Consider the following 13,308-nt stretch of genomic DNA (forward strand, 5'->3'; position numbering starts at 1 on the left):
TTTCAACCCCTGCGGCCCTTCAATACTTGCTGACAACCGAGGAGGCACCTCCCGGCAACGAAGGAGTCGAGATGCTCAGCACATCACCTCACAGCGCGGTGAAGCACAGCGCCCTGTTCCAGCCCGGCCGCATCGGCCGGATGATCCTGAAGAACCGATTCGTCCAGTCCCCCATCTTCACCCAGTACGCCGGCACGTGGGGCGAGGTGAGCGACCGGCTCATCGAGTACTACCGGGAGCGGGCCCGCGGCGGCGCCGGCCTACTCATCACGGAGAACACATCGGTCGACTGGGAGCTCGGCCGCACAGTCGGCCACCCCATCCGGATCGACCACGACCGGTTCCGGGCCGGACTGGCCGACCTGGTGGAAGCCGTGCACAACGAGGGTGCGAAGATCGCCGTACAGCTCCACCACACCGGCCGTCAGAACTCCCAGGGCAACACGGAGCGCAACGAGCCCCCGATCGCCCCGACCGCCGGTATCACCAGCGCCTTCGGCACGGCTCCTCGGGCGATCGAACTGGAGGAGATCCCAGGGCTGATCCAGCGCTACGCCCAGGGCGCCCGGCGGGCGAAAGAGGTCGGCTTCGACGCGGTGGAGCTCCACGGTGCGCACGGATACCTGCTCTCCCAGTTCCTCTCCCCCAAGACCAACAAGCGCACCGACGAGTACGGCGGCTCCTTGGAGAACCGGGCACGCTTTGCCCTCGAGGTGGTCCGGGCGGTGCGGGAGCAGGTCGGCCCGGACTTCCCCGTCCTGTACCGCCTCAGCGTCGAGGAGCCGTACGAGGGCGGCCTGTCCCTCGACGACGGGCTGGCGTTCTGCGAGATGCTCGAGGAGTACGTCGACGCCCTCGATGTATCGGCGGGCAACTACGACACCGCCGACGTCCTGCTGCCGATGCATCCCCCGGGGAACCTGCTGCACTACGCCAAGGCCGTGAAGAAGCGGGTGTCCGTGCCTGTCATCGGCGTCGGCCGGCTGACCTGGTTGCTGGACGAGCTCAACGACGACGTGGCTGCCGGCGAACTCGACTTCGTCGCCCTGGGGCGTGCCCAGCTGGCCGACCCAGCAGCGGTGGAGAAGACCCGGCGCGGGGAGACTTCTCGCGTGCGACGCTGCATTGCGGTCAACGAGTGCATCTCACGGTGGATGTTCAACGGGCAGCGCACCCAGTGCGTCATCAACCCCGCACTCTCCCAGGAGAAGCGAGCCTCGGAGGCTCGGCACCCCGCGCCTGTCTCCAAGCGGGTGCTCGTCGTGGGGGCCGGACCCGCCGGGTGCGAAGCGGCCATGCTGGCAGCCGAGCGCGGGCACGCGGTGACACTGATGGAACGCGAAGCGGAGATCGGCGGCCAGCTCCGGTCCTGGGCCGCGGCCGAGGTGCTCAGAACGGAGATCTCGACCCTGATCAACTTCTACCGCACCGAGCTCAACCACGCCGGTGTCGATCTCCGGCTGGGCACTGATGTCCAGGAAGCGGATTTCGCCGACTACGACACCGTTCTGCTGGCTACGGGGACCGTCAGCACGGGGGCACCCGACGATGCGCTGGACGCCGTGGAGATGCTGGCCACCCGCCGCCCTCCCGATGCACAGCAGGTCACCGTCCACGGGGACACCGAGATCGCCTTGTTCGCCGCCCTGTGGCTGGCCGAACAGGGCCGGGAGGTGACCCTCTCTTCCCCGAGCGATGACATCGGCTTGGACACCAACGACATGCAGCGCGCCCATCTGACCCAGCTGCTCGTCGCCAAGCACGTCACCGTACTCACCGGACAGCAGGCTCCGACCGGCCCCGGGGTGGTGTGGGCACAGGACCGTGCGTCCGACGAGGGCTTGTCCGAGACCGTCGACGACGACCGCGTGCACATCATCGGCACCCGCCTGCGGGGCGGACGGATGTACGAGGCGACCCAGTCCGGCTTCTGGGCCGCGTCCCAGGTCTGAGAGGAGAAACCGATGACAGTCCGCGCCATCGAGCACATCGGCATCACCGTGCCCGACCTCGAGCAGGCCACCCAGTTCTTCGCCGAGGCCTTCGGGGCCGAGAAGATCTACGACATGCTCGACGAACCCCTCGCCGGCCCCGAGGTCGAGGCCGGCCTCGGCATACCCTCCGGGGCCAGGATCGAGGCGATCCGCATGTTGCGCCTGGGCGAGGGACCCAACCTGGAGCTGTTCACCTACTCCGGCACCGCCCAGCGGGACCCGGTGGTGCCGAGCGATCTCGGCCTCCAGCACTTCTGTGTCTACGTCGATGACATCGACGTGGCCGCAGACCGGCTGGAGCACGCCGGCGGCCGGCTGCTGAGCCCACCCGGCGAACTGCCCGGAGGGGACACCGGCCCCGGTAACCGCTATCTGTACGCCCGCACCCCGTGGGGCAGCACGGTGGAACTCGTGAGCTACCCCTCCCCGCAGGCCTACGAGGCAAGGACCAGCCGACGCCGGTGGCGTCCTCCTGCGCAGTCCAACAGCACCGGGCAACAGCCGTAAGCATGTCGTCCCGGTCTCACAGCCCCCCGCTCGGGCGCACGGCCGGCGCCGCGCCCGAACCCTCCCGGCGCCCGAGGACGGGGCCGGACCAGCATCAACCGAACCAACAATCGACGAGGAGAACATCATGACCGAGACACAAGAGCAACACCGCAAGGAGAACGAGGGCACCGCGGTCGAGGCCGGGTCCAAGGCCACCGAGCGGTTCACCCAGGCCGGCAAGCTGACTTCCCTGAAGGTGTCCCAGGAACGGGTGAGTCTGCTGGCCGGTGCGGCGATCAAGGCGATCAACGACATCGCGGTCAAGCACCAGGTCACCTACGAGGAGTACAACGCGCTGAAGGCGTGGCTGATCAAGGTCGGCACCGACGGGGAGTGGCCGCTGTTCCTGGACGTGTGGCTGGAGCACACCATCGAGGACGTCAACTCCCAGCACCGACCCGGTGCGGTGGGCGCCATCGAAGGCCCCTACTACGTCCCGGGCGCCCCGGTGCTGCCCACTCCCGCGACCCTTCAGATGCGCGAGGACGAGCCCGGCACCCCGCTGCTGTTCAAGGGCCGGTTCACCGACACCGACGGCAACCCGCTGCAGGGCGCCCAGGTGGAGATCTGGCACGCCGACGCCAACGGCTTCTACTCCCAGTACGCCCCGGAGCTGCCCGAGTGGCTGTTCCGCGGCGCCGTGCAGGCCGACGAGAACGGCTACTTCGAGATCAACACCAAGCGTCCGGCCCCGTACCAGATCCCCACCGACGGGGCCTGCGGGCAGCTGATCGCCGCGGCCGGCTGGCACGCCTGGCGCCCGGCGCACATCCACATCAAGGTCTCCGCCCCCGGCTACCAGCTGGTCACCCAGCAGCTGTACTTCCCCGGCGACCCGCACAACGAGGACGACATCGCCTCGGCGGTCAAGCCCGAGCTGATGCTCGACCCGACCCCGCGCACCGACGGCGGGGCGGGCGAAGAGGTCGTCTACGACTACGTCCTCGCCAAGGAGGGCCAGACCAAGTAGGACCCCAGCCGTCACCGAAGACCAGCCGGAAAAGGCACTCCCGGCACAGGACGCATCCCCGTCGGCATCGACGGGGATGCGTCCTTGGCGCGGTCCGCGGCTGACCGAGCCCGTCCCACGGCACGGCCCCGGTGCGGTTCGGCACGGGGCAGAGTCGTCCCTAGAACAGGTCCTGTTCTGCTAGCCACGTCGCCGCGATCGTCCCAGCCGGGGCCTGTTCCTGCACGCTCCGAGCATTCAGCTCGATGAGCCCTTCCGGAGTCAGCGCCGCATCCACTTCGTTGATGATCGCGGCGGCGGCCTCGTCCACGTCGTCGCTGGCCAGGGGCACGACATGCGAGGCCAGGAAGAGGCCGGCGGGGTCCTCGAGGGACACGAGATCGTTCTCGGCGATCGAAGGGTCGGCGGTGTAGACGATGGCGAGCTGAATGCTGTTGTCCCGCAGGGCCTTGACCGTCAGGGGGCCGCCGCCGTCCTCGATCGGGGTGAAGTCGACGTCGACATCGTAGGCTTCCTGGAGCCCCCGCGGTCCGTTCGGCCGCGTCTCGCCCTCGGAGTTGCCGCCGAGGGTCAACGGCTCCGTGACGTCCGCCAGGTCGCCGATGCCGGTGAGGTCCCAGGTCTCCGCGAACGCACGGGTGACGACATAGGAGTCCTGGTCAGTGGCAGAGGACTGGTCGAGGATCCGCAGGCCCTCCGGGACGGTGCCGGCAAGTTCCGCGTAGACGTCCTCAGTGAGGCGGGCAGTGGTGTCGGGTTTCCAGTACTGCAGCAGCGGACCCGTGTACTCGGGGAACAGGTCGATCTCGCCGCTCTCGATCTCGGGCAGGTAGACCTCGCGCTGGCCGATGCGGAACTGTCGCTCCACCGCGTACCCGTGGATCTCCAGGGCTTGGGCGTAGACCTCGGCAATGATCTCGTTGGAGTAGTAGTCCTGGGAACCCACGACGATGGTCGGTTTCTCCCCGGTCCCGTCGGTGGAGTCGCCGGAGGCTCGGGACAAGGGAACGGCATCGGAGCACGAGGTCAGCATCAAGGTGCCGGCAAGCAGCGTGCCGGCGAGCGCGGGCAGGGTACGGGGGTTCATCGGAGTCCTTCCGTGGGGGTGGAGCGACGCGGGGGTGCGTCAGGAGTGGTGGCCCGGGCGATCCGGCGGTGCGCCTGGCCCAGCGCGCCGTCGAGCAGGAGGGCGAGGAGCACGACGAGCAGGGATCCGGCGAGCATCAGGGGGTAGTCGCGGGCCTTCAATCCGGTGAACAGGTATCGGCCGAGACCGCTGTCCGCGACGTAGGCGGCGAGTGTGGCAGTGGCGACCACCTGCAGGACGGCCGAGCGCAGGCCTCCAACGATGACCGGTCCGGCCAGCGGCAGCTCGACGCGACGGACGATCTGCCACTCGGTCATTCCCACAGCTCGAGCGGCGTCGATCGTGGCCCGGTCCACGGCTTCGACGCCGGAGTAGGCGCCGGCCAGCATCGAGGGGATCGCCAGCACGACCAGGGCGAGCACGGGTGCCTGCAGCCCGATCCCGACGAGGAGACCGACCAGGGTGAGCAGTCCCAGGGTGGGCACCGCCCGGCCGGCGGCCGCGGCGGTGACGACGAGGCCGCGGCCTCGGCCCGTGTGGCCGACCAGGACCCCGGCGGGGAGGGCGATCGCTGCGGCGAGGACCACCACCAGTGCCACGATGCCGAGGTGCTGGAGCAGCCTGCGGGTGATGCCGTCGGTGCCGGCCCAGTGCGCGGGGTCGCCGATCCAGATCAGGGCCTCGGTCAGGAGGTTCATGGCATCGTCCGGGCTTGGGTCGGCTTCATCGGACGTCGGCGCCCGGAGCGGGTCCATGGCATGGCCGAGCGGCCCAGTGCGGCGCACAGCCCGTCCAGGGCGAGCGCCAGGGCGACCGTGAGGACCAGCCCCGTCAGGACCTCTCCGGGGAGACCGCGCTGGAAGCCGTCGGTGAACAGGGTGCCCAGGCTGCGGATCCCGATGACCGCGCCGATGGTGACGAGGCTGACCGTGCTCACCATCACGACCCGGACCCCGGCGAGCAGGACCGGACCGGCCAGGGGCAGCTCCACCAGCCAGAAGCGCGCCCAGGAGGAGAATCCGATCGCTGTGGCGGACTGGCGCACCGGATCGGGGACCGAGGCGAACGCGTCCGCGGCTGTGCGTATGAGCAACGCCGCGGCGTAGACGGTGAGGGCGATGGTCATGGTCGCGGCGGAGCGCAGGGGCGTGCCGAACACCGTGGGGATCATGATGAGCAGCGGGAGAGAGGGGATCGCGTACAGGATGCCCGCGCCACCGAGCAGGGGTGCCCCGAGGGCGGGGTGGCGGAACGCGAACCGGCCCAGCGGCAGGGCGACGACGAGTCCGACGACCACCGGCACCAGGCTCAGCAGCAGATGGGTCAGGAGCAGTTCCTCCACCAGCGGCAGATTCTGCAGCAGCCACGTCATGGTGCCAACAGCCCCGCGGGGCGCCCGTCGCGGTCGACGACGATCTGTCGACCTTCGAGCTGTTCGATGCGCAGAGTGCGCTTGGCGCTGTCGGATCCGATGAACTGCCGCACGAAGTCGTCGGCGGGGTGGGCGAGGAGGTGGGCGGGTGTCCCGGTCTGGGCGATCCGCCCTCCGGAACGCAGGACGACCACCTCGTCCCCGAGGGCGAAGGCTTCGTCGATGTCGTGGGTGACGAGGACGATCGTCTTGCCCAGGTCGGCCTGCAGCCGCCGCAGCTCCTCCTGCAGGCCGGTGCGCACGATGGGGTCCACCGCCCCGAAGGGTTCGTCCAAGAGCAGGATGTCGGGCGCGCCGGCCAGGGCCCGTGCCACGCCGACGCGCTGCTGCTGGCCGCCGGACAGTTGCGCGGGATACCGAACGGCAAGTTCTGTGCTCAGCCCGACCCGCTCCAGCATCTCCAGGGCCGTCGACCGCGCCTGGCGTTTCGGGGTGCCGTTGAGCACGGGGACGGTGGCGACGTTGTCAAGGACCGTGCGGTGCGGCAGCAGCCCACCCGCCTGAAGCACGTAGCCGATCGACCGGCGCAGCCGCATCTTGTCGAGGGACCGCACGTTCTGCCCGTCGATCATCACCGCCCCGGACGTGGGGTCGAGCATCCGGTTGACCATCCGCAACAGGGTGGTCTTGCCGGACCCCGAGGAGCCCACGAGCACCACGGTCCGGTGCGAGGGAACCGTGTAGGAGAAGTCGTCCACCGCGACCGACTCGTCGGCGTAGGTCTTGGTGACGGACTGGAACTCGATCATGGCTGACTTTCGGGTCGGGACAGAAGCATGGGCTTCACCGGGGTGCTGGTGTGGCGCCGGCCCACAGGCACGGCTGGGTACCGGCGGCGCATCGGAGCCGGCCCGGGATGTGGGACAGCTCTGGAGCGACGGGCTGGTCCAGGACCACGAGGACGACACGCACGAGGCGGCGTCGTTCACTGTGGCGTTGACCGCTCGGGGGAACAGCTCGTGCTGGCGGGTCTCGGGCAGGACTTCGTCGAGGATATACCTCGAAACGAGGTAATCTAATTTGATATTCCACTCGCTCGGCATGTTTTCCGTCACCGCCGGACGTCCAGGCCGGGCCGGCGGCGAGCTCTCAGTCCGGAATGGCGAGGAGGACGCGGCGCCGGTTGTCGACGTCGACCTGGTCGTGCGCCAGAGCGACCTGCTCGAAGGGGAACGGCGGACGGACGGGAATGCTCAGCGCACCGACCTGCGCGGCAGCGGTGAGGTCACTGGCCGCCTGCCGCTTGGCTGCGGGCGGGAAGTCGTCGCTGCCGAGGAGCCGGACCGTGATGTTGTCGAACAGCATCGGCCAGAACGGGAAGTCCGGCCGGTCGCGGCCACTGGCGTAGGCGGCAATCACGGCGCCGTTCTTCGCCACGGCGGCATCCAGGTCGATGTTGCCGGCGAAGTCGACCTCGACGATCCGGTCCACACCGTCCGGCGCCAGGGCGCGGACGGCGCCGGCAGGGTCGGGCTCTCCCAGGACCACCGTGTGCCCGAACGCCGCCCCTCTCAACCGGAACGCGTCCTCGGAACGCCGGACGGTGGTGACGACGTGGGCCCCGGAATGGTGGGCGAGCTGGGCGGCCAGCGAGCCGACCGCCCCCATGGCCCCGTGCACCAGCACGGTCGCCCCATCCACCGGGCCGTCGCCGAAGACGGCACGGTGGGCAGTGATCCCAGGAATGCCGAGGCATGCCCCGAGAAGGTCATCGACCTCGTCAGGCAGATCGACCGCCTGGTCGGCGGGCACCACGGTGTACTGGGCGGCGGTGCCGAGAGGCCGGTAGGACTGGGCACCGTAGACCCAGACCCGCCGCCCGATCCTCGACGGGTCCACACCATCTCCCACCTCGTCGAGGACACCGGACCCATCACTGTGCGGGACCACCCGAGGGAAGGCCATGGTCGACCCCAGCCAGCCGCGCCTTTTCTTCGTGTCCCCCGGGTTCACCCCGGAATACCGCAAGCGCACCCGGACCTCCCCCGGCCCCGGCTCGGGATCGGGCAACTCCCCGGCCTGGAGCACGTCACCGGCCGGACCTTGCTGCTCGTACCAGACTGCGCGCACATCGCCTCCTGATCAGTCGTGGGTGTGGTCGCCGTCCAGGACGCCGCGCAACCAGGTCCTTTCGGCCCGGCTCGTGGCCCGCGCGACGACGAAGAGGCCCTTGCGGTAGGGATCGTCCATCTCGCGTTCACGCAGGGGGCGGTCGCCGTCGTAGAAGAAGCTGGCCGGCTCCTCCAGGAAGGCAAGTCGCCTCGAGAGGACGGCATGCTGGTCGGCAACGTCCGGCAGCTGGGAGAGGAAGGCGAGGACCACAGCGAATCGGTTGAAGTCGGTGATGTCCTGCTCGGGCGGCCGCCTCAGCCGTTGCAGCAGGTCGGTCCGGCCGGCCTCCGTCAGGTGCAGCACGTGGCGCCGGGCGGCAGCCCTGCCGGCTTCGGTGCGTCGTTCCAGCAACCCCTGACGGACCAACCGATTGATCGCAGGGTACAGGCTGCCGTCACTGACCGGCCGGGAGTGGCCCGACAAGTGCGCCACCCGGCGCCGCAGTTCGTACCCGTGCAGCGGAGCTTCCGCCAGGAATCCCAGAATCGCCAGTTCAAGCATGATGGCCATGACTATACCTCGAACCGAGGTAGTGTGGATGTCGTCATTGCCGGACCAGGACCTGACCGAGAGATCGGCCCACCGCCGACCACAAGCGCGGAATCTGACAGTCCCACGAGATGCAGACCACGGACCCGGGCTCGACGCAACCGGTCAGCCGCTCGTCCCGGTCCCCGACGACACCCCACAACCCCTGAGGAGCACCCATGGACATCACCACCCTCGACCCCACGAACACTGCCCTGCTGCTGGTGGACCTGCAGAACGACAACGTCCACCCCAACGGCGCGTTCGCCGCCTCCGGAGCAGCCGATCACGCCGCAGAACAGAACCTCGTGCCGAACGTGCGCGAGCTCCTCGACTGGGCCCGGGGGCGGGAGATGCCGGTCATCCACAACCGCATCGTGTTCTACCCCGGCGGCAGCTACGGCGGCGACAATGCCCCGATCTTCCGCATGATCGGACCGGAGTCGCTCAAGCTGGGATCATGGGGTGCTGAGGCCCTCGAGGGCCTGGAGGCCCTGCCGGAGGAGCCGGTCCTGATCCGCAACCGCATGAGCGGCTTCAACGGCACCGGCCTGGACGCCCTCCTGCGCAACGCCGGCGTGACCGACCTTCTCGTGGCAGGCGTCTGGACCAACATGGCGGTGGAGCACACAGTGCGGGACGCCGCCGACCACGGCTACCGCCCGATCCTGGTCACCGACGCCACGTCCAGCATCAATGCCGACTGGCAGCGCGCCGCCCTGTCGTACGCGCTGACCAACATCGCCGAGTTCACCACCACTGGTGACGTCACCGGTGCCTCGCCCACGAGCTGAGCGCACATTGTCAGGGGCCGGGCCGGTGAAGCACGCCGCCGGCCGGCCCTCGCCTCAGGCACTGCATCAGTAGGGCCGCCGCGCCGAAACGGATCGACACGGCAGGAGACCCGCATCAAGAAAAGAGAGACATGACCACCACCGTTTCCAACCCCAGCCTCGGGGCTCCGATCGTCCCGCTCCATCTGGGTGGCAACACCTTCGGGTGGACTTCCGGCCGAGAGCAGTCCTTCGCCGTGCTCGACGCCTTCCAGGATGCCGGCGGCAACGTCGTGGACACCGCCGACATGTACTCCTCGTGGGTTCCGGGGCACTCCGGCGGGGAGTCCGAGGAGATCCTGGGGGCGTGGATGGCCGCCCGCGGCAATCGTGACCGGGTGGTCATCGCCACCAAGACCGGAGCTCACCCCGAGTTCACCGGCTTGGCTCACGACACTGTGGTGGCCTCGCTGGAGGCCTCCCTGAAGCGCCTGCGGACCGACCACGTCGATCTCTACTACGCCCACTACGACGACGAGTCCGTGGAGATCTCCGACCAGGTGGACACCTTCGACGAGCTCGTGCGCAGTGGCAAGATCCGTGGAGTCGGCCTGTCCAACTACTCCCCCGCCAGGATGCGGGAGTTCTTCACCACCGCGCGACAGGACGGCAGGACGATCCCGGTCGCGATCCAGCCCCAGTACAGCCTGGTGGCCCGCAAGGAGTACGAGCAGGAGTACCGGCCTCTCGTGGCGGAGTTCGACGCTGCGGTGTTCTCCTACTACTCCTTGGCCTCCGGGTTCCTGACGGGCAAGTACCGCACACCCGAGGACCTGCAGGGCTCGGCGCGGCAGGACGCCGCCCAGAGCTATCTGACGGCGGACGGGCTGGAGGTTGTCGACACGCTGGACCGGATCGCCGCTGCCCACGGCACGCACATTCCCACCGTCGCCCTCGCGTGGTTGCGGGCCAGGGGTGTGACCGCCCCGATTGCCTCGGCATCGAGGCCTTCGCAACTGCCGGCCCTGCTGGCCGCGTCCTCCCTGCGCCTGACGAACGAGGAGTTGGGCGCCCTCGACGACGCCTCGCAGCCGTTCGCCTGAGAGCACGCCCGCACGGCGGCCGCACTTCTCCAGCGGCGTGCAGCAGCCCCGACCTCGTCCGACGAGATCGGGGCTGCTGCACGATCGGGAATCGGCCGACGGCGCGGCCCTGAGCTTGTAGCTCAGCTCCCTACTTGAGGAGGCGGATGGCGTGGTCCTCGGCGTAGGCGGCCAGCCCGGCCTCGCCGAACTCCCGGCCGAGGCCGGACTGCTTGATCCCGCCGAAGGGCATCCGCAGGTCCAGGGACTCGAAGGAGTGGGTGTTGATGAAGGTGCTGCCGGCCTCGATGCGGGAGGCCATGGCCAGACCGCGCTCGGGATTGGAAGTCCAGACCGAGGACCCGAGCCCGTACTCGCTGTCATTGGCCCAGGCGATGACCTGTTCCTCGTCGTCATAGGCGGTGACCGGGATGATCGTCCCGAACTGCTCGCAACCACTGAGCTCGGAGCCGTGCTCCACGTCGGCCACGATGTGCGGCAGCACGTAGTAGCCGTCCGCGGCGTCCAGTCCCTCCGCCAGGCGCCCGAGCTCGACCACCTCGGCCCCGGTGGCCCGGGTGGACTCGATGAACCCGCGCACCTTCTCGTACTGCGCCTGCGTGGCCAGCGGCCCGAAGTTCACACCCTCGGTCAGACCGTGCCCCACGACGTAGTCCTGCACGCGTGCGATCATGGCATCGACGAAACGGTCGTGCATCTCTCGCGGCACGTAGATGCGCTTGACGGCGAAGCAGATCTGACCGGACCGGGTGAAAATGCCGGCGAGCATCCGGTCCAGGGTCGCCTCGAGGTCGGCGTCGTCGAGCACGATCGCCGGGTCGTTGCCACCCAGCTCCAGGGTGACGTTCTTGATCGTGTCGGCGGCGGCCTTCACCACGTGCTTGGCCGTCTCGGTGCCGCCGGTGAAGCCGATCTTGCGCACCAGCCGGTGGGAGGTCAGCGCCTGGCCGACGTCGCCGTCACCGTGGACGACGTTGATCACCCCGGCCGGGAACTTTTCGGCCATCCGCTGCAGTGCGAGCGTCAGGGCGGCCGAGGCGAACGGTGAAGGCTTGAGCACCAAGGTGTTGCCGGTGGCCAGCGCCGGGGCGAGCTTCATCATGGTCAGCACGATCGGCATGTTCCACGGCACGATGGCCGCCACGACACCGCGGGCTATCTTCTCGATCCGGATGAAGCTGGTCTCGTCGTCGTACTCGACCGGGACGAAGAACTGCTCGGTCAGACTCGCGGTGTGCTGCAGCACCCCGGCACCCAGGGCGAAATCGGTCTGGGCCTCCCACAGCACCCCGCCGTGCTCGCGCACCAGCAGCGGCGCGAGCTCCTCCGCGGACCCCGAAAGCACCTCGGCGGCCTCGAGCAGCTTGCCCGCCCGCTCCGCCGGGGCCACGGTGCGCCAGGACAGATACGCCTGATGGGCGGCCTCCACGGCACGATCCACGTCGGCCGGGGTGCCCACCGCCAGACGAGCCACCACCTCGGTGAGCCGCCCCGGATCCCGGTGGTCCCGGAAGTTGTCGCCGCTGGTCATCTCGCCGTTGATCAGGTGACCGATCTGCAGAGTCTTGGTGGGAGTGATGGTCATGGTGAATTCCTCCTGCGTGGGAAGGTGGAGTGGTCGTCGGCGCGGGGTCGGCCTGCAGAGTCGCAGTGGCGCCGGCGAGTCTGTTCCGGGTGCCTGATGCAGCACTGACCCGCTGTGACCGTGCCGTGCAGTCGCCGCGGCTCGGGCCTTGGGACCTCATGGGGACGTCGTGGCGGAGCCCGTCGTCCGATCCGGATGACGGCTGTGCCGTGTATCACACAGTCAATACGATTGTCCGACGTACGTCAATAGGATGAATCACAATAACGAGAGCTGACCGGTGGGCAGTGCCGGACCCGGCCCGACAGGAAGGACCGTCGTGAAACCACGCGGGATCGTCATCGACCTCTTCGGCGACTACCTGCGCTACCGGGGAGGAAGTGCCCGGTTGCGGGACCTGACCGCGCTGCTGGAGTGCTTCGGCGTCGGGGAGAGCACAGCCCGGGTCACACTGACCCGGCTGCGCAAGGAGGGGTGGTTCAGCACCGAACCGGATCCGAGCGGCCGGGGCGTCATCTACTCCCTGACCGAGAAGAGCTGGCGGATCCTGGACGAGGGGCGGGAGCGGATCTTCACGCGCGCGGAGAGCGAGTGGGGCGGCATGTGGCACATGGTCATCTACTACGTCCCCGAACCCGAACGGGCCCTGCGGGAGCAGCTGCGCAAGGAGCTGTCCTGGCTGGGCTTCGGCGCACTGGCCGCCTCCACGTGGATCTGCCCACACGACCGGTTGACCACGGTCGAGGAAAAGTTCGCCGGCATTCCGGCCGTACGCCTGGATCTGCTGCGCGCCCAGTCCAAGGGACTGACCTATGACCGCGACATGGCTCAGCGCTGCTGGGATCTCACGGAGCTCAACCACGACTATGTGGAGTTCGTGGAACGGTATCGCCAGCTGATGCCCCGGTTCCGGTCGGGCCGCATGCCGGCCCGGGAAGCGCTGGTGGAGCGCACTCGCCTCATCCAGGACTACCGGAAGTTCCCGTTCCGTGACCCCGACCTGCCAACCGACCTCCTGCCCGCCCGGTGGATGGGATGCGAAGCCCACGAACTCTTCCTGGAGGCGCGGGGCGTCCTTCGCACGAGCGCCGAGGGTCATGTCGACACCCTCCTTGGGCCCGTCGGGACACAGAATGCCCCGGGCGCTGTGTAACTCAGATTTATAACGGACGTCC

The 13,308-nt window shown here is 68.8% G+C and carries 13 protein-coding genes; 6 read left to right on the plus strand and 7 right to left on the minus strand.

Features of this window, described 5'->3' with window-relative positions; all coding sequences use genetic code 11:
- Positions 1–71: 71 nt before the first annotated feature.
- From ACP7CD_RS00405 to catA, 3 genes are all read left to right on the plus strand, one after another.
- Positions 72–1,952, plus strand: coding sequence for an FAD-dependent oxidoreductase (locus ACP7CD_RS00405; protein WP_426118324.1), 1,881 nt, complete (start codon positions 72–74; stop codon positions 1,950–1,952).
- Between the two features lie 12 nt (positions 1,953–1,964).
- Positions 1,965–2,501 carry a VOC family protein gene (locus ACP7CD_RS00410; RefSeq protein WP_426118326.1) on the plus strand — a complete coding sequence of 179 codons (537 nt, stop codon included), beginning with the start codon at positions 1,965–1,967 and terminating at the stop codon, positions 2,499–2,501.
- A 127-nt stretch (positions 2,502–2,628) separates the two neighbouring features.
- Positions 2,629–3,513, plus strand: a complete 885-nt coding sequence (catA, locus tag ACP7CD_RS00415; RefSeq protein ID WP_426118328.1) for a catechol 1,2-dioxygenase — start codon at positions 2,629–2,631, stop codon at positions 3,511–3,513.
- Between the two features lie 160 nt (positions 3,514–3,673).
- On the opposite strand, the gene ACP7CD_RS00420 is transcribed toward catA, so the two are convergent.
- The 6 genes from ACP7CD_RS00420 to ACP7CD_RS00445 all read right to left on the minus strand — a co-directional run bounded on the left by ACP7CD_RS00420 (position 3,674) and on the right by ACP7CD_RS00445 (position 8,654).
- Positions 3,674–4,600 (minus strand): ABC transporter substrate-binding protein, encoded by a 927-nt coding sequence (locus ACP7CD_RS00420; RefSeq protein WP_426118330.1) that lies wholly within the window; start codon positions 4,598–4,600, stop codon positions 3,674–3,676.
- Complete coding sequence (locus ACP7CD_RS00425; RefSeq protein ID WP_426118332.1) at positions 4,597–5,298, minus strand: ABC transporter permease; 702 nt, start codon at positions 5,296–5,298, stop codon at positions 4,597–4,599. Before ACP7CD_RS00425 ends, ACP7CD_RS00420 begins: the two co-directional genes overlap by 4 nt.
- Complete coding sequence (locus ACP7CD_RS00430; protein ID WP_426118335.1) at positions 5,295–5,972, minus strand: ABC transporter permease; 678 nt, start codon at positions 5,970–5,972, stop codon at positions 5,295–5,297. Before ACP7CD_RS00430 ends, ACP7CD_RS00425 begins: the two co-directional genes overlap by 4 nt.
- A complete protein-coding gene (locus ACP7CD_RS00435) occupies positions 5,969–6,781 on the minus strand; it encodes an ABC transporter ATP-binding protein (RefSeq protein ID WP_426118337.1) in 813 nt (270 codons plus the stop codon). The genes ACP7CD_RS00430 and ACP7CD_RS00435 overlap by 4 nt, the downstream gene beginning before the upstream one ends.
- Before the next feature lie 340 nt (positions 6,782–7,121).
- Positions 7,122–8,102: an NADPH:quinone reductase gene (locus ACP7CD_RS00440; protein ID WP_426118339.1), complete on the minus strand. Its 981-nt coding sequence runs from the start codon at positions 8,100–8,102 to the stop codon at positions 7,122–7,124.
- 12 nt (positions 8,103–8,114) lie between these two features.
- Positions 8,115–8,654 carry a PadR family transcriptional regulator gene (locus ACP7CD_RS00445; protein ID WP_426118341.1) on the minus strand — a complete coding sequence of 180 codons (540 nt, stop codon included), beginning with the start codon at positions 8,652–8,654 and terminating at the stop codon, positions 8,115–8,117.
- Between the two features lie 197 nt (positions 8,655–8,851).
- Here ACP7CD_RS00445 and ACP7CD_RS00450 point away from each other — a divergent pair, with 197 nt between their 5' ends.
- Both ACP7CD_RS00450 and ACP7CD_RS00455 read left to right on the plus strand, forming a co-directional pair.
- Positions 8,852–9,466 carry a cysteine hydrolase family protein gene (locus tag ACP7CD_RS00450; RefSeq protein ID WP_426118343.1) on the plus strand — a complete coding sequence of 205 codons (615 nt, stop codon included), beginning with the start codon at positions 8,852–8,854 and terminating at the stop codon, positions 9,464–9,466.
- A 131-nt stretch (positions 9,467–9,597) separates the two neighbouring features.
- Positions 9,598–10,548, plus strand: coding sequence for an aldo/keto reductase (locus ACP7CD_RS00455; RefSeq protein WP_426118345.1), 951 nt, complete (start codon positions 9,598–9,600; stop codon positions 10,546–10,548).
- Between the two features lie 130 nt (positions 10,549–10,678).
- Here the strand turns inward: ACP7CD_RS00455 and ACP7CD_RS00460 are convergent, their stop codons facing one another.
- Entirely contained in the window at positions 10,679–12,133 is a 1,455-nt protein-coding gene (locus tag ACP7CD_RS00460; protein WP_426118348.1) for an aldehyde dehydrogenase family protein, read from the minus strand.
- A gap of 319 nt (positions 12,134–12,452) precedes the next feature.
- Here ACP7CD_RS00460 and ACP7CD_RS00465 point away from each other — a divergent pair, with 319 nt between their 5' ends.
- Complete coding sequence (locus ACP7CD_RS00465) at positions 12,453–13,286, plus strand: PaaX family transcriptional regulator C-terminal domain-containing protein (RefSeq protein WP_426118350.1); 834 nt, start codon at positions 12,453–12,455, stop codon at positions 13,284–13,286.
- Positions 13,287–13,308: the final 22 nt, after the last annotated feature.

It is taken from the genome of Kocuria sp. LHG3120, from assembly GCF_049897445.1.
Classification (GTDB): Bacteria; Actinomycetota; Actinomycetes; order Actinomycetales; family Micrococcaceae; genus Kocuria; species Kocuria rosea.